Genomic DNA, 24,397 nt, shown 5'->3' with positions numbered 1-24,397 from the left:
TTCCCAGTATTATGACTACTTTAACTTTATCCAACAAAGTAAATGGCGACTCAATTTTCGAACGATTGAGCTTTACTAGTGCCATACTTATTCTTGTTACTCTTTCTGGAATCTTATTGTCACTCATTGATGGAGGATGGCCTGCATTTAAGGAATTCGGACCGGGCTTTGTATTCCATAACGTGTGGGATCCGATTCGAGGCCAGTTCGGCGCTGCGTCAGCCATCTACGGTACTCTAGTGACATCACTAATTGCCATTATTATTGCCGTCCCTATTGCCTTAGGTACAGCAATATTTCTCGCTGAGTTAGCGCCTAAATGGGTCAGTGTACCGGTAAGTAAAGCGATCGAATTGCTAGCGGCTATTCCAAGCATTATTTATGGTATGTGGGGTCTTTTTGTCTTTTCTCCTTGGTTTTCAAATGGCTTCCAAACCTGGGCCGGTCAACACCTTATTGAAACCCCTATCATCGGATCTTGGTTTAATGGTCCGCCTATTGGCATCGGACTTCTTACTGCGGGCATTATTCTCTCCTTCATGATTTTGCCAATCATGACGTCACTTACACGAGACGCACTAAAGTCTATCCCCAATGTGTTGAGAGAAGCGGCTTATGGTACTGGAGCGACACCTTTTGAAGTAATTACCAAGGTACTGATTCCTAAAGTGAAAAACGCAACCGTGAGTGCTGGTATCTTAGGTTTGGGTCGCGCACTAGGCGAAACCATGGCGGTCGCTTTTGTGATTGGTGGTGCAAACCGTATTGAAACTTCTTTCTTTATGCCTGCTGCATCAATCTCGTCGACTATTGCCCAGCAGTTTAATGAAGCCACCGATCCAATACATATTGCATCACTGATTGCGCTTGGCGTCGTGCTTTTCTTTATTACGTTCTTCGTGATGGGATTTGCTCGTCGTCTAGTAGGGAAAGCATCATGAAAATAAGAAAGCTAAAGAATCAACTATTTCTCGCATTCTGTACCTTCTCTGCAGCATGTGGTGTCTTTGTATTGGCCTGCGTACTGTATACCTTAGTGGGTGAAGGAATCAAAGGCATCACGTGGGCAGTCTTTACTGAGATTACTCCAGGTCCTGGCAGTCATGGTGGACTCAAAAATGCTCTATTGGGCAGCCTAATGCTCACCACCATAGGCATCCTCATAGCTACACCTATCGGAGTACTTGCTGGAACATGGTTAGCGGAGGCTCAGCCTGGCAATAAGGTTGCAGAATCAATTCGCTTCCTAAACGGAATGCTTATGAGTGCACCATCAATCCTAGTAGGCTTGTTTGTTTATGCGGTTATCGTCGTTCCAACCGGAGGTTATTCAGGCTGGGCAGGTGCAATTGCATTAGCAATATTGGCATTGCCTGTGATCGTAGCGTCTACAGAAGAGATGCTTCGCTTGGTCCCACCAACATTGAAAGAAGCTGGAAGTGGCCTAGGCGCTCCTAAATGGCGAGTCATCACCCAGCTTGGATATCGAGCTGCTGGCCCCGGGATTATAACTGCCATATTACTGTCTGTTGCACGTATTTCTGGCGAAACGGCTCCTCTGCTTTTCACTTCATTGAACAGCAGTTTCTTAACCACTGATTTAAGCAAACCAATGGCTAACCTTCCTGTCACCATATATCAATTTGCTATGAGTCCTTTCGCCTCTTGGCAAGAACTGGCATGGGCGGGCGCACTCATCGTTACCACCTTTATTTTGATTGTTAATATCACGGCAACAGCTTTGCCGAAACTTCTAAAAGCGAGAAAGGCATAAGTATGGCTACTGCAAACATAATTCAAAATAGCGAACAATCTATTCTTGGAAGCTGCATTACTACCCTTGATTGTGAGGCAAACAACGCCAACGACGTGTCTAATCTGACACACCGTATGGATATTCAGAATCTAAACTTTTTTTATGCTAAGGGGTTAAATCCTGCCTTGAAGAATGTGTCGATGCCGATTTATAAAAACCGAGTAACGGCATTAATTGGACCGTCAGGCTGTGGAAAATCCACGCTACTACGTACCTTAAATCGTATTTATGATCTCTATGGTAACCAGTACGCAGAAGGTGAGATTCTTCTTGATGGAGAATCCATATTTTCTAATACAGATGTAAATGAACTGCGTTCTAAAGTCGGTATGGTATTTCAAAAACCTACACCGTTCCCAATGTCTATTTACGACAATATGGCGTTTGGATTAAGGATACAAGGTGAGCTATCAAAAGCCGAAATTGATGCTCGTATTCAATCGGCACTTAAACGAGCGCACCTTTGGGAAGAAGTAAAAGATAAGTTGCATCACGATGCCAATGGCCTTTCTGGTGGACAGCAACAACGGCTATGCATTGCACGTACGATCGCCCTAGAACCAGAAGTTATCTTGATGGATGAACCGACTTCGGCACTTGATCCTATTGCGACTGCAGCAATAGAAACCTTGATTACGGAGTTACGAGAAAAATACACGATCGTTATCGTCACACATAATATGCAGCAAGCAATGCGCATATCTGACTACACAGGCTTTATGTATTTGGGAGAGCTCGAAGAGTTCTCACATACTGCGACCATCTTCCATAACCCAGTAAACGAGCGCACAAGGCGCTATATTTCTGGGGATTTTGGTTAGTATTGCAGAACTAACTGCTCATCTTCTTGGCCCGCTCTTATTAGAGTGGGCTAACTTCTCTGACTCAGATATTCGATGAACGCAGAAACGTTATCAGAGATTTCTTTAACATCTGGCTCAAGTAACTTTACGGTTATTTCTGAGTTTCGATTCTCCAAGACCCCTTTATCAGTGATAACGAATAACCGCTTTCCAACTACTCGTTTACTCACGCTCTCAACAAGTTCGATGGAAACAATCAATCGCAGGTTACGATCACGAGTGCCTGACACAACCTTAGCTAAATCGATCACCGCATAAAATCGGTTGGCTTCACTGCGCCGGAAACCCCTTCAATGTTCTGTACATCCACAGCCACTTCCAGAGTTTGTTCGCTATTCATCGATGATTCCGCAGGGCTTTTCTCTATCTGTTTTCGAAGCGATTGTTCGAGTTCAGAACGCAATGTATCAACGACACTCTGTGACACATACGCTTGGTTTGCTTTACGCTCCGCGGTGACGCTTCCTAATTCTAGAACAGCGTAGTTATTGAGACTAAAGCCCTGTTCATACCAAGAAACGCCATCGTACTTACCTATGGTTTCCGCCGCAAAGTGTCGATAATTGTCTTGCGGCTTATAGTCTGACTGCGTCGGAAGCGTATTTGTACATCCCATCACAGCTAACATCATCGATAACACCAAGATTTTTACTTTCAAGCTCCCGACCTCCTTAATTGACACCTTTTCAAGCATAGGCGCCACTCACTTAATAAACAGTGTCGAGAGTGAAAAACGTGAGCCATCGTGATTATCGTGGGTGTTGCTAGCGGTTTTTGTTAGAATCCCTCCGCAATCAAACGAAGACTAGGTAAAACCATGTATAAATTGACCATCTCTCTCGACGAGTTCTTACGCAATTATTGGCAAAAAAAGCCAACAATCATCAAAGGGGGATTCGCAGAATTCCAAGATCCTATCACGCCCGAAGAACTTGCAGGATTAACGATGGAAGAAGTGGTCGACTCACGCTTTGTATCTAATCTTGAGAATAATTGGCAAGCCGAACACGGTCCTTTTGATGATGATAAATTCGCCTCTCTGCCAGAAAGTAATTGGTCTTTTATCGTTCAGGCCGCGAACCATTGGCATGACGGTGCCGCGCAACTTGTTAAACCTTTTCAAACTATGCCGCAATGGCTATTTGATGATCTAATGATTAGCTACTCTGTCGAGGGTGGTGGTGTTGGTCCTCATATCGATCAATATGACGTATTCATTATTCAGGGCATGGGCAAACGTCACTGGCGAGTTGGCGCAAAAGATGTTGGACAGTATAAAGAAACTCAGCGTCACGAAGCGCTACGCCAAATCGAGTCTTTCGAAGCAGAAATTGATGAAATTTTAGAGCCCGGTGACATTCTTTACATTCCACCGGGCTTCCCACACGATGGATACGCCCTTGAACCGTCAATGAGCTACTCTGTTGGATTCCGCTCTCCCAAAGAACAAGAACTTATCAGCAACTTCGCTGATTACATTTTGGCTCACGATTATGGTGATGAGCATCTCCACAAGCCCGATCTTCGCACACAAGATAACTTTGGTAAGATTTCAACAAGCGACTTAGATTCCCTAGTCAGTATGCTAAAAGCGAAACTGGATGACGAAGACACTATCAAAGATTTTATGGGATGCATGCTGAGCCAATCTCGACACCAACTGAACATTATTGAACCTAGTTCAAAGTGGAGTTGCGAGGATGTATATCAGCACCTAGAAAGTGGTGGCGATATATTCAAAGTAGCTGGATTAAGAACACTTTCACACGAAACCGAGCCGAACATAGTTTATGTAAACGGTGAAATGTTCAAGATTCCTGAAGAGTTAACCAGCTTCGCAGAATTGCTCACTAACCAAGATACTATTTGTCTTGAAAACAGCGGAGAATCGATAATACAAAACTCCGCTGCGATTTCGTTAATCACTGAACTAGTCAATAAAGGCTATTGGTTTGCTGAATAACTAGTATAATGGCGTGTCTGCGTTTACCGTCAACACGCCAATTTTTCTTCTAAGATTTGATTCTTGATAACGTAAGTACAGCAAACAGCCCAGCAATCGCTGAAGCGCCTGTAACCAAACTAAAAATACTCGCCATACCAAACCATTCTGCGGTGATTCCACCCATCGTTGTACCAACAGCATAACCCCCCGCGATGGCAAACAGTAGCAAGCCTTGTGTAGAAGCCGGAGGCAGAGTGGTTACTTTGGCAACAATAGCCGGCTTAACCATGTCGACCATAGATAAGCATTGCATAAACAACAAATGCATGACTAACGGCAAATAGAAAAATCGCGTGTGCCCTGTCACCAGTAAAGACAATACCAAACCGACAACAACATAACCGATTAAACCGAAGATCCATACCTTCCCTGCACCAAATTTCGTTAACGCTCGACCTGCGACATCCAACGTTAGTAAACTAATTACAGAAGAGAATGCCAATAATAATGAAGTTGCTGACTTATCGATTGAGAATAAGCTTTCAAATAGATTAGGACCTTGCGCCACCTGATTAGAACTCGCAATCATAGCAATGAACACCGCCAATAAAAACGTCACGAACGTGGCATTCCAATGACCTTTTTTCATTGTTTCTGACTCAGTAGGCTCTTCTAGTACCAAACGTGATGCCGCTTTCTTACTGTCGATTCCACTGATCATTAATGAGAGTACCGCGGTAATAGCTACGACAAGAAATGCTACTTGAGAACTCAGGTTTATACTCAGGGGGAGTATTGCTCCCATCATAACAGCACCAACAAAAATACTTTGGTTCATTCGAGTAAGACGCAGAGCTTGCTGTTCGTCGTTGTAACCCGCAGCTACAATAAATGTAGGATTAACCGTCATTAAAGTGATTGAGCCCAAGCCGACAAGAAACGTAGCCAAATACATTGCCAATGTTTGAGGGACAAACGCAAAAATAACCATCGCAACAACGTGACTCAACAAGGCGAGCTGCTGCGCTAAGGCATGCACTCGCAGACGATCTATCACACTGCCTATGATTGGCGCAACAAAACCACTCAATCCCACAAAAGCTAGAGCTGCGCCAGTATGTGCCATCGACCCTGTTACTTCAAATATATGACTTGGAATCAAAATCGGTAACGCCACCAACTGTACCGCACCAAACATAAACGCTGCTGCGTACCAATATGAAATACCATGTTTTTCCATCATAATTAGGAACCTACTGTCTAAAAGTATCCCAAAGTGTCCCAATTATGCTGCTGCGAAATAAGTAAAACACGGGATAGTTAGGTAACATACTATGACTAATGCCCACTCTGTTCCTTAACCAAATTGAATACAAATCCCGCACTCTCATTAGAAAATTTAACCTTGGGATTAGCAGAGCTATATCTAATTTCAAAGCTAATTCACAGATATATATTTTGTTACAGTCGCTTCATATAAATACATATTCTAATTGACCGCGATCATCTCTCTAGCACATCAAACTCCTCAAAATATGCACACTGTTCCACTATCTCAAGGCTGTCATATGACTGATTCAACTAAAGAACGTAAGGTAACAATAGGAAGCTACATCGCGCTGGCTTTTGCTATTGTGTTTTTCTCTGGGTTACTCCAATCCAACGAATGGTATGGAGTATTTGACTTTACAACCCTAAACGGTGCATTTGGACAAGTTGCCCACAACGTAACTGAAACGGAAGCTGGCGTACAAGCTGCTACCACTTCGTTTCGAGGTGTTGGTGGTAGCGGTGCTCGTGACGGTTTCATTTTTGCACTAACACTAATTCCTACCGTTATGTTTGCACTGGGCATGATCAATGTTCTAGAGCACTACGGCGCACTTGATGCGGCTCGCAAACTTCTTTCTCCTCTTTTACGTCCTCTAATGGGCATTCCGGGTAACTCTGGCTTGGCGCTTATCGCTTCACTTCAAAGTACTGATGCTGGTGCTGCAATGACTCGTCAGTTGAAAGACGAAGGTCATTTGACCAAACGCGAAACTGATGTTTTCACTATGTTCCAGTTCACTGCTGGCGCAGCAATTGTTAACTTCTTCTCTTCTGGCGCGGTGCTGTTTACGTTAACGATGATGGACGGTTCACTGGCGGTTTCTTCGTCAATCGGTTTAGCCGTAGCTGTTATGTTCCTGTTTAAATTTGTTGGTGCAAACCTATTCCGTGTTTACCTAAATATTACTGAAGGTAAAGAAGACAAGTCGAAAAAAGACGATGAAACTATGACGAAACAAGAGGCTGCATCATGAGTGAAGTAAAAGCAAAAAAACCTATGGTGACAGACATCTTTGTTGAAGGTGCTAAGAAAGGTTGGGTTATTGCAACCACATCCACGGTTCCTAACGTTCTAATGGCATTTGTCATTATTAAAGCTCTACAGATAACGGGCGCATTGGATGCAATGGGCGCTTTGTTCTCTCCTGTGATGGCTGTATTCGGTTTACCGGGTGAAGCTGCCGCAGTACTTATCGGTGCTTGGATGTCTATGGGCGGCGCTGTTGGTGTAGTTATCACCCTATTTGACCAAGGTATTCTAAACGGTACTCATATTGCCATTCTAGCTCCAGCAATCTATTTGATGGGCTCTCAGATTCAATATATGGGACGTATCATGGGTCCAATTGGCACAGAAGGTCGTTATATTCCAGTAATGATTGCAATTTCTGTCTTGAACGCCTTTGGCGCTATGTTCCTAATGAATATTCTGGTTTAGCACAAAAGCGCTCAAAATATGTAAAAAATGCCCTTCAAATGAAGGGCATTTTTTGTTTTCTAGACCTTAAATTTTGCAACCTGAGCGTGCAATTCTCCCACGTTACTGGTGACTTGCTCTGTCACATGATTCGTGGTGCGAGATTGTTCCGCCACTAATTTGAGCGACTCGTTAATTTCGTTAACGAGCTTCGAAATAGACTGAGTGGCAACAGCCTGCTGCTCCGCTGTTGCCGCCAAACTTGCCATCTGGTCATTCACAAGTTCAACCTGTTCCCCGGATGATTGAATTCGGCTCAACGCACCACTGGTTTGCTCCATAGCTTCGGAAGCTATAGTGGTTCCGACATTGATTTGCTCTACGACTTTGTTTATTGAGGTTCGAATAGCTTGAATAATAGTGTTGATTTCCGTTGTCGACTCCGTCGTTCTACTTGCGAGCATTCGCACCTCGTCGGCAACAACTGCAAAACCTCGCCCTTGCTCTCCAGCCCTCGCTGCTTCTATCGCTGCGTTGAGTGCCAGTAAGTTGGTTTGCTCTGCTAATCCTTCGATGACCTCAGTCACTTTCCCGATCGCTTGACTTTCGTTACTTAATTGCTCAACGAACTGCTGTGTTATTTCAATGGCCGTGACTAACGAAGTCATGTTTGTATGGTTTTCAGTCAACACGCTTTCACCGGAAACCAGTTCTTGTTTCGCATCAACCAATGCAGAGGATGACAACTGTACTTGACTAGCCGTTTGTTCAGACCCTACTGCGACCTCAGACAAGGAGTGACCAATTTCATCAACATGTTGTGACTGCTGTTCAACATTAGTCAAACTTTCACGACTGTTTTGAGTTAAATTCCCCATCCTCAGCTCAACTGTTTCTACACTGTTGGTTACTTGACCAACTAATGTTGCCAACGCATGGTTCATGGCGTTAATAGATTTAGTCAGATCAGCAAGCTCATCACTGCCAGACACCGCTAGTGCCTCACTCGAAACGTTGCCATCCGCGATAATTTGAGCTCGTTTGACAATTAGGGAAATACGCCCCCCGATTTGGCGCCCCATAATATGAGAAATGACGAATGCTGCGACAAGTACCGCGATACAGCTGACACCTAGCATCACAATAAGAGTGGTCACGCTGCTGCGGATACTTTGCTCTGTCGATGACGCTTTTTGTTGTTGCGCGCTGACGATACCATTTAGTTCGTTTTGAACGACACTGATCGAAGGAAGCAAAACGTCAGACATAAGACTATTCGAGCGATTCCAATCTTCTGACTGTCGTACCTCTATAACTTGTTTCGCGAGCGGAATATATAACGCTTTCATTTCGTTAAAAAGAGACCATAAGCTTTGATCGCTATCACTCATAAATGATTGCTTGTAACCGATTTGAGTCACGACTTGATCATGAAACTTCATTAAGTCCGCGTATTTATCTAGATAGTCCTGCGCACCATACTGCAAGTAGTCACGTAGAGCCGCTAAGGCATTAGCTAGAGAGTTATAGCCATCGGCATAAAGCTTAAAGAGTCGCTTTCTCTCTCCACCTTCCGTTTTTCCGGCCTCATCGTTGATCAGTCCTTGCAACTGATCCAGAGCCACTTCCGCAATGGGAGCCGCTTCATTAATAAATAAAGAGTGCGCCGGCAAATTTTCATCGGTATGGCTTATTGCCAAAATATCAGCTGAAGTTGCTTTAATAGTGCTCCATTCATCATTGATGATTTGGTATTGCTGAGAAGATATCAGGGACTCCAAGCTAATAAGCTGGATATCGACATGATCTATTTTTGAGAGAACCTCTCCACGATAACTTTCGACTTGCTCTTCAGGACCCACTAAGAGCAGAAAACCTCGCAATTCTGAAACGGTTTCTTGAATTGACTGACCAAGTTGCCGACTGGCATCGACCGTTGGAAGGTCATGTAATAACAAAGACTGAGTGTCTACTTGCACGCTTTCGACACTGCGATACACAAAAAGTGATGAGACGATAAAAAGTACGCCAAGCGCCAGAAAACTTGTTCTGAGCTTACCCGATATCGAGAGCTTCATCCTTAAACCTCTATAAAATCCTGATTAATTCATCACTATATCGGCATCTATCTCAAAAATTCAATGTTTTGTTTTACGATTTGTTACCAACTCTTTGCGAAGGTAAGTGTTTGTACTTAATATTGAATAGAAGCTAAGCAGTATTAGGATACCTCTAATGGCAAAAGACTTATTCGCCAACCTTGACTTGAATCTTTTAAGAACCTTTATCATTCTTAATCAAGAGCGAAATATGCGTAAGGCGTCTGAAAGGTTATTTGTCTCGCAACCTGCTATTAGTAAGGCGCTTCAAAGGCTTCGTGACCATTTTGATGATGAGCTATTTGTAAAAACTCATCATGGGCTTAGAGCTACGGAGAAAGCTACCCAGTTGGCGGAATCTATTTCTCCTATAATGGATGAATTGGCAGGCGCCTTAAACCACTCCTCAAAGTTCGAACCTGCGAAACTTGAAGGGACAATAAAGATTGCTATTTCCCCATTTTTCCTTTCAGGTATTGCAACCAAACTATTTCAATCTTTGCGTCGCGAGGCTCCATCAGTACAAATACAGTTTTTGAACTGGAGTAAGACTACTCTGCAAGACATTGTTAATGATGACATTCATATTGGGCTTAATTACAGTATCTCGCACGCACCAAAAGAACTCATTCAGAGATTTTTGGTTACAGATGATTTTCGTGCCTATGTAAGGAATGAACACCCTTTTAACAAGAACCAAGTAGACCTGTTAGAAGGTGGTAATTTTGATATCGCGACTTTAATTGCGGCAGACTGGAACTCTAATATTTCCAACACTGAGAAAATGATGAAACTACACGGAGTTGAAGCCAACATCGTATTTAGATCGGAGCTACCTTCAGCTATCATTGATATTGTTAAGAATAGCGATGTTCTTTTTCCTGGCTCAAGGTACCTCAATCTTGACGCCAACCCAGGACTTCGTTCGCTAGAAATATTATTTGCAAGCGAAACAGTCAATACTGATATTAACGCCTTTTACCATTACAAAAATCGCAATAATGCCACGACTCGCTGGCTGCATACCAAGCTCCTCGACATACTAAAGGAATAATTCCATTTAGTTATCACTTCCATTACCTTTGTTTATTAATAACTGAAGGTAATTTATCTCATTCAATCCTTTCATTAGAATACCTTAACATCCAGCGTAAACTCGCCTCATTGTAAGAAATGTATGTCGTACTTCTTAGATATAGTCAACTTTGCATGTATTAAGACTACGAGCGAATTATGTCGGAAACCACACTAGAACCTAGTATTTATCACGTCGACTTTACTCTTACTTTTAGACCCAAATACATTGAACCCTATGTGAAGTACCTATACGGGCAACACCGTGTGCGTCCAGGTGAACCTCGTACCACGGAAGGTACTTACGAATTTGGTTTCAATCTCAACTTTAAATAGAAGTGACAATATGAATATGCAATCAGTGCAAGCTAAACCGTCTTGGGTATCCAAATTAATTGCAACAGTCTTCCTTTTATTAGGAGGGCTTTCACTTGCGGAAGCGAAACAAGAAGACGCTATTAACAGTGAAGACAAAAACAAACTATTCGTGTCAGCAGGCTTTGCTTGGAGTGACACATGGAGCAACTCTCTACAACACAATATCGGTGCCATGGCTGGGAAAATGCCTAGTAAGGATGGCTGGGCGCCGTTATTGAGTTACCAACACTTAAAGTATTCTGAGATACGTGGAGAAAAGCCGTCACTTCAAACCTATATGCTCGGTGCTTCTTACGGATTTACTGATAACGTCGCGTTCTATTTCTCAGGCGGTGTGGGTGATTATCGTTACAAAGATGAGGACAACAAAGCTCTTGCACTAGGCACCGGAGTACTTGCTAGTTTCGATTTTGGTTTAACTCTATCAGGAGGATTGGAAACCAGCTTGGTGGACTCTCACAATGGGCAACTCACTCACTTCATTACACGAATCGGCTGGAGCTTTTAGATTTTTGCCAAGTTTCATGGTAGCTCACCCCCTACCACTCTGTTTTGGTAGGGGGGATTTTTATAACAACAATCCTAGAATGCCGATAACGAAACTAAGGTTTTGGTGTAGTCTTTCTGAGGCGTAGAAAACAGCGTTTGTGTATCACCCTGCTCTACAATTTCGCCATCTTTCATTACGATGGTGTAATGACAAAGTGACTTTACAACACTCAAATCGTGGCTGATAAATAGATAAGTTAGCCCATGTTTTACTTGTAACTCTTTGAGCAAATCAAGAACTTGTGCTTGCACTGTTCTATCTAGAGAAGACGTAGGCTCATCCAACAAGATAAATTCAGGTTTGAGAATCAACGCCCTTGCAATCGCAATACGCTGTCTTTGTCCCCCAGAGAACTCATTTGGGTATCGGTGTCTTGTTTCAGGATCCAAGTCCACCTCTTGCATCACGTCGCAAATCATCTTGTCTAAAGTTGCCTCGTCGTGCTCAAAATGAACTCTTAATCCTTCTCCAATGACCTGTGCCACTGACATTCTAGGGTTTAGCGCTGAGAAAGGATCTTGAAACACAACCTGCATTCGGCTTCGAAAAGGCAACATACCTTTGCGGTCCAACGTCTGAATATCTTGGCCATCAAACTCAATGATACCCTCACTTTGAACTAACTTAAGAATCGCCATGCCCGTCGTTGATTTGCCTGAACCGCTCTCTCCAACTAGACCAATCGAGTAACCCTGCTTAAGTTGAAACTGCATATTGGTTACCGCTTTTACATGACTGACAACGCGTTTGAACAAACCACCAGTGATAGGAAACCATACTTTCAGATCATCAACCGCAAGCAGTGGTTTCGCGGAGGCAGAAACCTCAACAGGTAAGCCTCTAGGGTCGGAGTCGATCAGTTTTTGTGTATAAGGATGTTCAGGTGCATTAAACACTTGATGACACTCGCCAACCTCAACCAGACGCCCTTGTTGCATCACCGCAACTCTATCGGCAATACGGCGCACAATACTCAAATCATGAGTAATAAACAGCATCGCCATGCCGAGTTCTTGTTGTAGATCTTTCAGAAGGTCCAAAATCTGTGCTTGCACCGACACATCTAGTGCAGTGGTAGGTTCATCAGCAATAAGGAGTTCAGGCTCGTTAATCAGTGCCATGGCAATCATGACACGTTGACGCTCTCCACCAGAAAGCTCATGTGGATAGGCTAAGATCTTCTGCTCTGGATATCGAATGCCTACTTTCTTCAGCCATGAAATCGCCAGCGACTCTGCTTTACTGGTTCTCATACCTCGGTGAATCGCCAAAGTTTCAACCAGCTGTTTGCCTATTTTATGCAGCGGGTTCAATGACACCATTGGCTCTTGGAAAATCATCCCGATACGCCCGCCTCGAATTCCTCGAAGTTGCCGCTCGGAACAATTAAGCATATCGATGTCATCAAACGTAATGTGACCGTTGAGATAATGGCTAGAGCCTTTCGGCAACAGCTTAAGAATCGCGTTGGCGGTTACCGATTTACCTGAACCACTCTCTCCTACTAGCGCTAAAGTCTCGCCTTTGCGGATTTTTAGGGACACATCATAGGTCACTTGTTCGACTTGCTTACCTCTACCAAACCCAACGGACAGGTCCTCAATAGCAAGTACGTGTTTTGGATCATCTTTCGTCATACGTTGCCTATTAACCTTGCTGGTGAGGGTCAAATGCGTCTCGTACCGCTTCACCAGCGAATACAAGGAGCGTTAACATTATCGATAGAACAGCAAACGCCGATAAACCAAGCCAAGGCGCTTGTAGGTTAGCTTTACCTTGCGCAAGTAGTTCACCTAGCGAAGGCGATCCTGCGGGCAAACCAAATCCTAAGAAGTCTAACGATGTTAGCGTTGTCACTGAGCCAGAGAGTATAAATGGCATCATCGTCAGTGACGCGACCATCGCATTGGGTAACATATGCCTAAGCATGATTCGTTTGTCGTCTACGCCCATAGCGTGAGCTGCTTTCACGTAATCGAAGTTTCGACATCTTAGAAACTCAGCTCGAACGACCCCAACTAAACTCATCCAACTGAATAACACCATAATACCCAGTAGCCACCAGAAGTTTGGTTCAACAAAACTCGATAAGATAATCAATAAGAACAGAGTCGGCATGCCAGACCACACTTCAATAAAGCGTTGACCGAATAAATCTATCCAACCGCCGTAATAACCTTGTGTCGCACCCACTGCAACACCAATCACACTGGATACTATGGTTAGGATAAAGCCGAACAATACAGATATTCGAAAGCCATAAATAATCCGAGCTAACACATCCCGACCTTTATCATCTGTACCCAGCCAGTTGACGTTATCCGGTGCGGACGGCACTGACGCCACAATATCGTAGTTGATGGTGTCGTAGCTAAAGCGGATCAACGGCCAAATGATAAAGCCGTTTTCTTCAATAAGGTCAATAACATATGGGTCGGTATAATCAGCTTCCGTTTCAAATTCACCACCAAATTTGGTTTCTGCATACTGAGTGAAAATCGGGTAATACCATTGGTTGTCGTATTCCACCAGCAGTGGCTTATCGTTGGCGATAAACTCTGCAAACAGACTCAAGAAAAAGAGAACGAAGAATACCCATGTTGACCAGTACCCACGTTTATTGGCTTTAAAGCGCTGCCAACGAGCTCTTGTAAGAGGATTCATTGCCATTTAACGCGCCTCGAAATCGATACGAGGGTCAACCCACGTATAAGTTAAGTCAGAAATAATACTCAAGATCAGACCTAGTAACGTCATAATGTAGAGAGAACTGAATACCACGGGGTAATCACGTTGAATAGTAGATTCAAAACCGAGTAGCCCTATCCCCTCGAGCGAGAACATTACCTCTATCAACATAGAGCCGGTGAAGAAAATGCTGATAAAAGCACTAGGGAAGCCGGCAATGATGATCAGCATTGCATTTCGGAATACATGCTTGTAGAGAATACTGCTTTCATCGAGCCCTTTCGCTCTAGCTGTCACCACATATTGCTTGTTAATTTCATCTAGGAAAGAGTTTTTGGTCAGCATACTGAGCGTAGCAAAACCGCCAATAACCATAGCGATAATCGGCAAGGTTAAATGCCAAAAATAGTCGACGATTTGCTGATACCAAGTCAATTGATCAAAGTTGCTCGACACCAAACCTCTTAATGGGAACCAACTGAAATAGTTGCCGCTGGCAAAAAAGATGATGAGGATAATAGCGAACAAAAAACCCGGGATGGCATAACCGACAATGACAACTGCGCTCGACCAAATATCGAAGCGAGAACCATGATGTATCGCTTTAAGAATGCCTAATGGTATCGATATCAAGTAGATAATTAGGGTACTCCATAACCCCAATGATATCGATACGGGCAGCCGCTCTTTAATGAGATCTATGACATTACCGCCACGAAACAAACTGTCTCCAAAGTTGAACATCGCGTAGTTTTTGAGCATATCAAAATAGCGTTCATGCATTGGTTTATCAAAACCAAACTGCTTTTTAATCGCCTCTACAACTTCAGGATCTAGCCCACGAGAACCTTTGTATCCCGTTGCTTCATCACTAGGGCCTGAATCAAGATCAACCTCGCTCCCGCCGCCACTAAAGCGCTCCATGACTCCAGATTCCAGACCTTGCATTTGAGCAAGAGCCTGTTCTACAGGCCCTCCAGGTGCAATCTGAATAATAAAGAAGTTAATGGTTATAATTGCCCAAAGTGTTGGAATCACCAGCAACAAACGCCGGAATATATAAGCCGCCATCTATCCCTCTTATCGACGTTTTGCAGGAAGCTTTTCAGCTTTCTCTTTAGACACCCACCAAGTATCGACACCTAAGTCGTAAGTAGGTAAGACATCAGGGCGCTCAAATTTATCCCAAGTGGCTACACGGTATTTTTTGATATACCACTGAGGGATAATGTAAAAGTTCCACTGAAGTACTCTATCTAAAGACCTTCCCAACGCTAATAAGTTTTCAGGGTTTTGCTGATTTTGTTCAATCAAGTCAGTCAGATCATCAATAACAGGATCCTTAACGCCCGCTTGGTTATAGGTCGAATCGATGAAATTAGAATTCCAAACAATCTTCAAGTCAGAGCTTGGGTATGGATGAGCTGTGTAACGAGATGAGACCATGTCAAAGTCTCGATCACGCCAACGTTTCAAATATTGCGTAGTGTCGACAGTACGAATACGCATATCGATACCCATCGCACGCATGTTCTTTTGCACCGGAATCGCGAATCGTTCGGAAGTTGGGCTATAAATCAATAGTTCAAAGCTCAGCGGCTCACCCGTTTCCATGTTAGTCATGACTTTATTCTTTAACTGCCAGCCGGCTTCTTTTAGCAGTGCAAAGGCCTTGCGCATTTGTGGTCTGATGCGACCTGACCCGTCGGTGACTGGTGGATTATATTCATCTGTGAAGACGCGCTCTGGGATCTTACCTTTATATTTATTTAAGACCTCAAGTTCTGCTTCAGATGGTAGCCCCTTCGCTTCATAGTCCGTATTTTGGAAATAACTGCGAGTTCGAGTGTATTGGTTATAGAACATATTTTTGTTCATCCACTCAAAATCCATGGCGTAGTTTAGAGCTTCGCGTACTTTGGGGTCGCTAAATACAGGACGCTCCGTGTTAAACACAAATGCCTGAGTCGCCATTGGTTTGTGGTGCTCAATCTCTTCTTTCTTGATATAACCTTTATCAAAATTCACACCGTTATAGGAACTAGCCCAAAACTTAGCACTGGACTCTTCTCTAAAATCAAACTCCCCTGCTTTGAATGCTTCTAACATAACCGTGTCATCACGATAGTAATCGTACTGAATCGTTTTGAAGTTATTCCGTCCGACATTCACCGGAAGATCTTTTGCCCAATAGTTTTCATCGAGTTGGTAAGTTAGAGATTGTCCCATCTTATAATCGACGATCTTATACGCACCACTGCCAACAGGCGGTTCATTTAGCGGCTCAGAAAAGTTCTTATCTTTCCAGTAGTGCTCAGGCAGTACACGAGTACTTTGCGCTAAACTGAATAACTTTTCCTTATTTGGAACAGACATTTCTATACGCACAGTGAGATCAGAAATTGCTTTTACGCTTTTAACGTCTTTATAGTACGCACGAAATTGCGGTACCCCCTCTTTTACAAACTTGGCATAAGTAAACTCAACGTCTTTGGCGGTAATAGGAACACCATCGTTAAATTTCGCTTTGGGATTGATATCGACTTCAAGCCACGAGTAATCGTCTGAGTAACGCACTTTCTCAGCAATCAGAGGATAAAATGCATCGATCTCATCGCTTGGAGAGAACATAAGTGTATCGTAGAGGTTACCAGTAGCGGCAGCCGGTTGTCCTCGAGAGGCGTATCGGTTGAAGTTATCAAACGTGCCGTTTTGGCCGTAGGTTACTTTTCCGTATTTGGGTGCGTCAGGATTGACATAATCGAAGTGTTTAAAGTCTGCGGGGTATTTTGCGGTTCCAAAACCCACCAAGGTTGTCGTTTCTATTACATTGGCAGCCCATACGCTGCTCGTGAATAAACCAACTCCCACAGCCATTGCTGCTCTCTTCAATAGCGCCATTCCTTTCTCCCCAAAATAGAGAAAGGCCGAGTTGAAACGTCCTTTCTCTTCTTATCATCATCGTGATGCTTAAACGTATTTATACTGATATAAATAGCTGTATTTCACGGGGTTTTCAAGGGGAGGAAGGTTCTAGCGTGCTAATAAACGGTTAATCTTTGCAACAGTTGGAGCTAGGCGCTCACTTCTGCATCACAATAGTGACAATGAAGGATTTGTTGAGTTTTAGGACAATGCATATGTACTTTTTCTGAACAGCCTTTCTTCGAGACATACAAAGCTTTATCAGCCAGCTCAATGATGTTCGCGTCTTCGACCGTATGAGTCGCTACCCCGATGGAGCAAGAAACATTGAACGACTTACCCCCGCTGCTCTTAAAGGTTAGCTTGTCTATTTTTTCGGACAAACGCCCCGCTAAAGCATAGGCTTGATCGATATTGCTGCCCGGTAACAAAAGTACAAACTCATCACCACCATATCGGCACAGCATATCTTCTTCACGCGTGAAGCGTTTAATAACCTTAACGACATCAATTAATACTCTATCTCCTATAGAGTGCCCATATTTATCATTAATTGGTTTAAAGCGATCTACATCAATAATAAGCAGTGAACTTGGCGTTTGGCTCTGAGCGAAGTTCTGTTTTTGCTGTTCTAAGGCTAAATGCAGGTAACGTCGATTGAAACATCCGGTAAGGCCATCGGTGTTAGCTTCTTCTAGCAGGGTCTGACGTTCTTCCATATCCTTTGAGACATCAACAGCAAACCCAATAACTCCAAGCACTTTGCCGTTCTTGATAATGGGTGACGAAACCGTTAAGTGGTACAACTCCTGATTATCGATATTGAAAGGGATTTTTTGCTGCGTCGGCTTCTTAGTTGCAATCACCTTTTTGTCATTGATACGCATTTTTTTAGCAACACTGAAGTTGAACAGGTGCCAATCCGTTTTGCCTTTTATCCCTTTCATTGTGACATCAAAGTTGTCGAGTACTTTACGATTCACATACTGGTACTTCCCTTTATTGTCTTTAATGAAGATATAAGCATCCACCGCATCAAAGACTTCGGATAAGCCTAGTAATTCTTCGGAGGAACCTTGATGTGCTGACAATATAAGTTCAAGCATAAATTGTAAAAAAAGTGCATAACGTTGAATATCGAATAATAGAGTCTAAACCCTAGTTAGAGATATTGCTTCGACGAGATCTCATTTTTTAAGCCAAAAGTTTAAATTTGGTAGATGCCCCACATTTTTGAACCAACATCACATGATTAGAGCTACACAGTTCAACTTTTATACGGAAAATTGATCTTTCAATTAGAAAACGGAGTCAGAATTATACCGACTCCGCCCATTTTGCTTCTAGTTCATTTTACTTTGATGCCCCTCACTACCACCAGACATCTGCTTGGAATCCAACAATAAAGTCTTTGTCCGGCTGACCTTGCTCATTTTTATGAGTCCATGATTCAGGTAGATAAGTGGCCAAAAATCTAATTTCCGGCGCTACGCCTAGAGAGGTTGGCAGGATAAATGTTGGAGCAATAGTATATTTACTCTGCTTCCACGAATCCCCGCCCCAGTTGTTATAGACGTAGCCCACTTCTCCCTGTAGATAAAAGTGCTGGCTAACTGGAATTGTTGGTCGAATCATCGCTGACGCCCAAAAGTTGTATCCGCCTGAAGTTCTAGCCTCTCCCGTCGCTAAATCATTGTACTGAGCCTGAATCGATGGAAATAAGCTCACTTCATTGTCAAACGTATATCCGCCCCACAATAGTACCCGTGCGGAAGTATCATCATCTTCAAGCTGTGTTAAAAGGTATGTTGCATCTCCAGCAGGCCCCCAATCATCATGCTGCCCCTGCGCCAAAGAACCAGGATGATAAGCGTTATATTCTGTAATCGTTCCTCCTAACAAATTACCTGCACCTAACCCTTTACCCCCTTGTACGATTATTTTAGAGAACCCATTACCCGGCAAACCGAAGAAGCTACTCAAATTGTACGTGGCCGTTAGATCATACCCTGACTCAGCCCACTCATTGCCTTGTCGGTCCCAGTTATCTGGCATTGCTTTAAGCAAAGCTGAAACTTTAAGATTTCCAAACGTGCTTGCTATATTCAGCGCATGCATCAGGTTATTTAGATTTGTTTCATTGTTACCTATTTGCGCGGGGGAATCAGTCCAACGGTCAACATCATCATTCACTCTGTCACTGCCAATGTATGCCAAATCTATTAAAGACTCTCCCAATTCGTAGCTTTGAATACCAATCCCTGTACCTGACATATCGGTATAAAAAAAGTCTGTCATGAATATGTAGTTCTCAGCCTTGCCATATTCTCTTCGTCCAGCCCAAAATGTTCCTGATTCGGTAATACCATTGAGCTCTACAAATGCGTTACTAATACCAACATCGATAGCGTCCGAACCACTGGCCAGTGCCGCTTCCTTACCTTTCTTGCTCAAGCCAAAATGAATCTTAAAGCTTCGCTCATCTTCGAAGTCCCATGTACTCGCGAAGTTCGCCTTGTAGTCATTGTCAGCTTCTAATCCAAGTCGCCCTAATGTCTCTTTTTGTCCAGCATAATTAGAGCGCTTGTAATCATTTTCTGCACTCAACAAGATACCAGTACGAAAGTATCCGTGAAATTCAAACCCTTCTGTTTCGTTTGCCTGCACTATTCCAGAAATAGAAATCGCGGCAGCAATACACATCGTTAATTGACAAAGTTTCATAAATACCCCTGCTTAATATCAGAATCAACGTTACAGGATGACGCTAATTTATTGATTTAATTATTTAATATTCAAAGATCGCCGAGAAAAAACATCACTATCGTTCTAGGCGAATATTATCCAGATAAATGGTCATCTCTCCCTGAGGCTCAAGTACCATTAGGTTTTTTACCTTTTCGAGATCAACCGTGTTGCCAGTCGCAAATCGATTGCCATTACTGACGAGATCAGCCAACTTGATGCGTACTTGTTTCCACTCTTGAGTACCAGATGTTGGAATGCTGTAATCCCCAACAGATGGCCAACCACTGTCGACTTTGATCAGTAATTCTGTCTTTATGTCTTGCGGTTCAGTTTTGAGGTCAAAAACCAATTCACCTGATTTTTGCCATCTAGAAAGGTCAACTTCAGGAGTAATGAAGTAAGCGTTGCCCGTCGCACCTTTTTTTGTCAGTTTTAGTACTTTGCTTCTCTCCCCATCTGGAACAAAGCTGACACGAATGTTCTCCTCAGGGTCATAGCCACTGAGAGTCAGATGCTTGTTGAGCTGGTCACTGAAGATTTCGAGAGTTTTACCTTTTGCATAGTCAGCATCGGCGATAATGATAGGGGGAGCTGGATTGCCTTTTACTAGATAATCTTCGTTAGATTTCGTCGCGCAACCTTTGCCTGTTTCTCGGTCTAGACTACATTCGAATACACGCACATAATCAACAGCTAAAGTTTGGGGGAAGATACTACTGTCAATACCTTTGTCATTCGTGTTTGCCGACCAAGAGCCACCGACAGCTAGATTCAGCAGTAGATGAAATCGTTCGTTAAATGGCGCACCAGATTCACCGTTAAGCAGTTGACCGTTGTTTTTGTATTGACTGTACCAGCCTTCCTTTCGTTGGGTCGCATATTGAACATTATCTACATACCAACGAATCTCACCTTCTTCCCATTCTATGGCGTAGGTATGGAAGCTATCAGCAGGATTAATACCATCTGGCAAATGGTATTCACTACCTGAACTTACGTTTTCCGGCCACTGTCGTCCGTAATGAAGCGTGCCATGAATTCGGTCCTCTAACTCACCTGGAGTAGCGCCTTTACGATCAGTTTGTACTTTGAGATTAACGGCTTCCATAATATCAATCTCACCAGAAGCAGCCCAAGTACCGTAAACATTATCGGTCGGTAACATCCAAATCGCAGGCCAAGTCCCTTGGCCATATGGCATACGTGCGCGAATCTCAAAACGTCCGTATTTCCAGTCCCCTTTGTTTAACGTTCTTAGCCTTGCAGAGGTAAACGGCAGTGTGGCCTTACTGCGCATGTCGCCTTCTCGGTTATTCGCACCTGTGTAACTCCCTTCTTTGGCTACAATATGCAACACACCATCTCTAACAAAAGAGTTTGCTTTTCGCTTGGTATAGCACTGTTTCTCATTGTTACCACCACCCCAGCAATTTTCTTCATGACTCCATTTAGATTTGTCGATTTTTTCACCGTCAAACTCATCGTTCCATACCATGATCCAAACTGGATCTGGTGAGCCAGTGGTATCAACTAGATCCTCTGTCGTAAACGACAAAGGTTCACTTGTAGTTTGGCAAGCCGATAATGTTGCTATTACTATAGTTAACGCTGAAATATGTTTTAATTTATGCTTCGTACTCATATCTATTCCTTTTTAAGATGTGAGGCATCTCCTCCCAATCTAATGGGATATGTGATATTTATTCCGGTGTTAAATTACTTAATTGACTTTATTGCATTAGTAAAAATATCCAGAGCAATCTTTCTGTCAGGAGCCATATTGATGTAAGACACAGCCCGTTCATATTGTTGTTTATCGACCGCATCGATAATTTCAATGGCATAATTTTTCTTTTGTAGCTCAGAGAGGTTCCTCTCATTTAATTGAGTGAGATCGCCACTATTATCTTGATATTCCTTTGCAGTCATACTGGCTTCTTCTATATCTAATAGCACATTTCCTACCGCACTATGAGGAATAGCTGAACTAAAAAGAAGTTCTTTATTTGCCATTGTTTGCCCTGTTTCTGCCACAATTGAACTAGGCTCTTCCCTAGGTGTTAAGTTAGACATATCCTTGGCCGTAGTAAATATCACTAGATATATTGCATCTAGATCTAGATTATCAATACTCAATTGATACTCACCCGAACCAAATACCACACCAGAGTTAAGCTTCGCATTACTAGCAACTTCTATCACTCGATAGTTAACATCCAATATAACCACGCTCGGAATAAAAACAGACTCCCCGACATTTGAGGTCAAATTAATATCGACATTCTCTTTCCTATCTAGTTTAAATGCCTGATAAAATGATTTTCCGGATGTAAATTGATAAGCTTCAGCACTTTTCCCAACTGTTATCCAATGCTCACCCGAGCTGGCAAGTGGTTGGTAAGTAAGAGTACTGTAGTCTTTGCAGCAAACCATTGCCTCATCAAGTGCCATATACCCCAAAAGGTCTTGAGTCGAATATTGTGAACAACCAACTAAAGCAGTTAGGACTAAAACTAATAGAGAACTACGCATATCTCTCTCCTTCTAGGCCTCTTAGTAATAAAAGAGACCTATCGTTAATTTCTTGATAATTGCCTGTAGAAACTCGTAATATCAACTATTTACGATAAAAGACGTTGCGTACCTCAATGATACCTCCATCTGGTTGAGTCGAACCTGAGAAATATAACACGGACGTCACATCAGAAAGGTCCACGCCAGCAGCAATGAGCTCCGTCATATCTACGCTATGCTCCACCCAATCATCGGTTAGCTGACGTGATTGCCCTGCACCAAATGTGACTGCGTTATTAGTTTGAGGACGTCCACTATCGCCATACAAACCCGTTTGGAACCCAATGTTAAATGTGGAGGTTGAAGTGCCTTTGATTTGAAACTCCAACGTTCCGGCTTCGAATCCAGCCAGGTTTTCTCCCAATTGACCGGTTAGAACCAACCCAGCTCCCCACCCCCAGTCTTTTGCTGTTCCACCATTAGGAGCTAGAGTTAGACGTAGTGCTTCACCATCCACCCTAAGATAGCCTGTGTTCTCCCACCCTATTGGCTCCCAAGAGCCAACAATTGCAGAATCAAATACCTGATATTCCTCACTCTCTATACCTTCACCAGTAATTGGCTGAGGCAGTGGAGGTAAAACTGTGTCTAGAACATTTTCCTCAATACCACCTTGAGATTTGATAATCGAATAGCCATCTCTAGTTAGCCCAAGAAAAGCCCCAGCATCGACTGCATCCCAAAGTACATACTTAGCTTCTCCGTCGATATTAATAAGTCCAAAATGTTTTTCTGAATCACCATTATTGTCCGCTGCTCCCTTCCATGGCTCATCAAACGCTTGGAAGAAAAATAGGGAGGCGCCAAAGTCAGCAGACCATTCTGACATTAATTCGAAATAGGCCTTTTGCTTGTACTCATCCGCCGCTCGTGAACCTGATTCACCATAGTTAATATTTGTATAGCTAGACCAACCTGTTTCTCCAATATGGATTTGCTTCAGGTTATCTATGGACAGCATGTATGCCTGAGCTGACGCCACTTGCTCCAATGCATGTACTTTTGCTCGAAGCATCGCAGCGTTGACTTGCCCCAGTTCCGTTAGACTTTGCTCTTCAGGCGGTACTTTCCAAAACTCTGAATCGTAGTACGTATCATGAAATGGGTAAGTGTGGAGTGACACGTAGTCCACTGCATCAATTAATGCTGGTAAATCAGGATGGTTGTAGTCTCCTTGACCCGCCCAAACTGCCCAGTTATCTGAACTGGTAATCCATAAATCATGCGGCAAGTCACCAGATGCTTTTAGTCCTTGAAGCCTCTCCACATGTTCAAGAATAATAGTAGGGGAAACATGATACTCAGCCCAATGCACCATCGCTTCATTACCAACGGCGACCACCTTAATGATTTCGGGATAAGTTTGAACAAGCTCAATTGCTCTGTCCATTTCATCATAATTTCTTAGTGAGTTCTGTTCATGGTCTATTGGATTAGTTGTCCAAGAGTTTAACGCATCAATCCAGACACCTAGCATCACATACATCTCAAACGTTGTATCTTCCGCCTTGAGTTCTGCAATTGCAGTCAACAACTTATCGGTATCAGAAAATATCTGTGTGTTATAAGTCCTCAGTATCTTAATATTTAATGCTTTCAGAATGCGTAAGTCTTCTTTCAACTCAGCAATCGATGGAACGTTAGCCTCATTTCTTTCTGTTGTTCTAAATGCACCATAGGAAATAGCTTGGTAACTGCTATTACCTAATAATGTATCGCCATTTCTTGCCTTTGGATGGTTTTCATTTACGCCAGGCTGAGAGACTAGGTTAACTTCTCCGTTATTACCTCCAACATCTGTGCCCGATGTTAGAGCTTCATCGCCACAGCCAAATACAGTAATTAGGCATAAAACGGATAAGTAGGTTTTCATTTTTGTTAACCACATATGTCACCATTAATTAATTTATAAAACTGTCGGGACAATAGACTTTACAAACTCCACTGCAAGTCCTTACCAACATCATCCCGACTAGAAAACTCTGAAA

The 24,397-nt window shown here is 43.1% G+C and carries 21 protein-coding genes; 9 read left to right on the top strand and 12 right to left on the bottom strand.

The window, feature by feature from the left end:
• Window positions 1-11: 11 nt before the first annotated feature.
• From pstC to pstB, 3 genes are all read left to right on the top strand, one after another.
• Complete coding sequence (gene pstC, locus AWH66_RS12060) at window positions 12-941, top strand: phosphate ABC transporter permease subunit PstC (RefSeq protein ID WP_063606858.1); 930 nt, start codon at window positions 12-14, stop codon at window positions 939-941.
• A complete protein-coding gene (gene pstA / locus AWH66_RS12055) occupies window positions 938-1,774 on the top strand; it encodes a phosphate ABC transporter permease PstA (protein WP_063606857.1) in 837 nt (278 codons plus the stop codon). Before pstC ends, pstA begins: the two co-directional genes overlap by 4 nt.
• Window positions 1,775-1,890: 116 nt before the next feature.
• Window positions 1,891-2,637, top strand: coding sequence for a phosphate ABC transporter ATP-binding protein PstB (pstB, locus tag AWH66_RS12050; protein WP_394628588.1), 747 nt, complete (start codon window positions 1,891-1,893; stop codon window positions 2,635-2,637).
• A 289-nt stretch (window positions 2,638-2,926) separates the two neighbouring features.
• Here the strand turns inward: pstB and AWH66_RS12040 are convergent, their stop codons facing one another.
• Window positions 2,927-3,337, bottom strand: coding sequence for a hypothetical protein (locus tag AWH66_RS12040; RefSeq protein WP_143081499.1), 411 nt, complete (start codon window positions 3,335-3,337; stop codon window positions 2,927-2,929).
• Between the two features lie 159 nt (window positions 3,338-3,496).
• Here AWH66_RS12040 and AWH66_RS12035 point away from each other — a divergent pair, with 159 nt between their 5' ends.
• A complete protein-coding gene (locus AWH66_RS12035; RefSeq protein ID WP_063606854.1) occupies window positions 3,497-4,642 on the top strand; it encodes a ribosomal protein uL16 3-hydroxylase in 1,146 nt (381 codons plus the stop codon).
• Between the two features lie 49 nt (window positions 4,643-4,691).
• Here AWH66_RS12035 and AWH66_RS12030 read toward each other — a convergent pair whose 3' ends face one another.
• Complete coding sequence (locus tag AWH66_RS12030) at window positions 4,692-5,867, bottom strand: MFS transporter (RefSeq protein WP_063606853.1); 1,176 nt, start codon at window positions 5,865-5,867, stop codon at window positions 4,692-4,694.
• A gap of 325 nt (window positions 5,868-6,192) precedes the next feature.
• Here AWH66_RS12030 and AWH66_RS12025 point away from each other — a divergent pair, with 325 nt between their 5' ends.
• Window positions 6,193-6,930 (top strand): nucleoside recognition domain-containing protein, encoded by a 738-nt coding sequence (locus AWH66_RS12025; RefSeq protein ID WP_063606852.1) that lies wholly within the window; start codon window positions 6,193-6,195, stop codon window positions 6,928-6,930.
• Entirely contained in the window at window positions 6,927-7,394 is a 468-nt protein-coding gene (locus tag AWH66_RS12020) for a YjiG family protein (RefSeq protein ID WP_006069530.1), read from the top strand. The genes AWH66_RS12025 and AWH66_RS12020 overlap by 4 nt, the downstream gene beginning before the upstream one ends.
• A gap of 59 nt (window positions 7,395-7,453) precedes the next feature.
• Here the strand turns inward: AWH66_RS12020 and AWH66_RS12015 are convergent, their stop codons facing one another.
• Window positions 7,454-9,451 carry a methyl-accepting chemotaxis protein gene (locus AWH66_RS12015; RefSeq protein ID WP_063606851.1) on the bottom strand — a complete coding sequence of 666 codons (1,998 nt, stop codon included), beginning with the start codon at window positions 9,449-9,451 and terminating at the stop codon, window positions 7,454-7,456.
• A 157-nt stretch (window positions 9,452-9,608) separates the two neighbouring features.
• Between AWH66_RS12015 and AWH66_RS12010 the strand changes: the two genes are divergently transcribed.
• The 3 genes from AWH66_RS12010 (at window position 9,609) to AWH66_RS12005 (ending at window position 11,432) form a co-directional block, all read left to right on the top strand.
• Entirely contained in the window at window positions 9,609-10,526 is a 918-nt protein-coding gene (locus tag AWH66_RS12010; RefSeq protein WP_063606850.1) for a LysR family transcriptional regulator, read from the top strand.
• Window positions 10,527-10,705: 179 nt separating this feature from the next.
• Window positions 10,706-10,882, top strand: coding sequence for a hypothetical protein (locus AWH66_RS25935; RefSeq protein WP_167360948.1), 177 nt, complete (start codon window positions 10,706-10,708; stop codon window positions 10,880-10,882).
• Between the two features lie 10 nt (window positions 10,883-10,892).
• Window positions 10,893-11,432 carry a hypothetical protein gene (locus AWH66_RS12005; protein WP_063606849.1) on the top strand — a complete coding sequence of 180 codons (540 nt, stop codon included), beginning with the start codon at window positions 10,893-10,895 and terminating at the stop codon, window positions 11,430-11,432.
• Between the two features lie 74 nt (window positions 11,433-11,506).
• Here AWH66_RS12005 and AWH66_RS12000 read toward each other — a convergent pair whose 3' ends face one another.
• From AWH66_RS12000 to AWH66_RS11960, 9 genes are all read right to left on the bottom strand, one after another.
• Window positions 11,507-13,111 (bottom strand): ABC transporter ATP-binding protein, encoded by a 1,605-nt coding sequence (locus AWH66_RS12000; RefSeq protein WP_063606848.1) that lies wholly within the window; start codon window positions 13,109-13,111, stop codon window positions 11,507-11,509.
• 10 nt (window positions 13,112-13,121) lie between these two features.
• Window positions 13,122-14,144 (bottom strand): ABC transporter permease, encoded by a 1,023-nt coding sequence (locus tag AWH66_RS11995; protein ID WP_063606847.1) that lies wholly within the window; start codon window positions 14,142-14,144, stop codon window positions 13,122-13,124.
• Window positions 14,145-15,233, bottom strand: a complete 1,089-nt coding sequence (locus AWH66_RS11990) for a microcin C ABC transporter permease YejB (RefSeq protein WP_063606846.1) — start codon at window positions 15,231-15,233, stop codon at window positions 14,145-14,147. It abuts the gene before it with no gap.
• 9 nt (window positions 15,234-15,242) lie between these two features.
• Window positions 15,243-17,039 carry an extracellular solute-binding protein gene (locus AWH66_RS11985; RefSeq protein WP_231892912.1) on the bottom strand — a complete coding sequence of 599 codons (1,797 nt, stop codon included), beginning with the start codon at window positions 17,037-17,039 and terminating at the stop codon, window positions 15,243-15,245.
• 197 nt (window positions 17,040-17,236) lie between these two features.
• Window positions 17,237-18,178 (bottom strand): sensor domain-containing diguanylate cyclase, encoded by a 942-nt coding sequence (locus AWH66_RS11980; RefSeq protein ID WP_165483431.1) that lies wholly within the window; start codon window positions 18,176-18,178, stop codon window positions 17,237-17,239.
• Window positions 18,179-18,458: 280 nt separating this feature from the next.
• Window positions 18,459-19,811, bottom strand: a complete 1,353-nt coding sequence (locus AWH66_RS11975; RefSeq protein WP_063606845.1) for a carbohydrate porin — start codon at window positions 19,809-19,811, stop codon at window positions 18,459-18,461.
• A gap of 97 nt (window positions 19,812-19,908) precedes the next feature.
• Window positions 19,909-21,477, bottom strand: a complete 1,569-nt coding sequence (locus tag AWH66_RS11970; RefSeq protein WP_063606844.1) for a family 16 glycosylhydrolase — start codon at window positions 21,475-21,477, stop codon at window positions 19,909-19,911.
• Window positions 21,478-21,551: 74 nt separating this feature from the next.
• The gene (locus tag AWH66_RS11965; RefSeq protein WP_063606843.1) at window positions 21,552-22,367 is read right to left on the bottom strand and encodes a MalM family protein; all 816 of its coding nucleotides are present in this window, start codon (window positions 22,365-22,367) and stop codon (window positions 21,552-21,554) included.
• Between the two features lie 85 nt (window positions 22,368-22,452).
• Window positions 22,453-24,282: a glycoside hydrolase family 17 protein gene (locus tag AWH66_RS11960; RefSeq protein WP_240495616.1), complete on the bottom strand. Its 1,830-nt coding sequence runs from the start codon at window positions 24,280-24,282 to the stop codon at window positions 22,453-22,455.
• Window positions 24,283-24,397 lie beyond the last annotated feature (115 nt).

The sequence above is a fragment of the Vibrio barjaei genome, from assembly GCF_001639065.2.
Taxonomy (GTDB): Bacteria; Pseudomonadota; Gammaproteobacteria; order Enterobacterales; family Vibrionaceae; genus Vibrio; species Vibrio barjaei.
The sequence above is the reverse complement of the archived record's forward strand: the minus strand, read 5'-3'. Positions and strand labels throughout refer to the sequence as shown.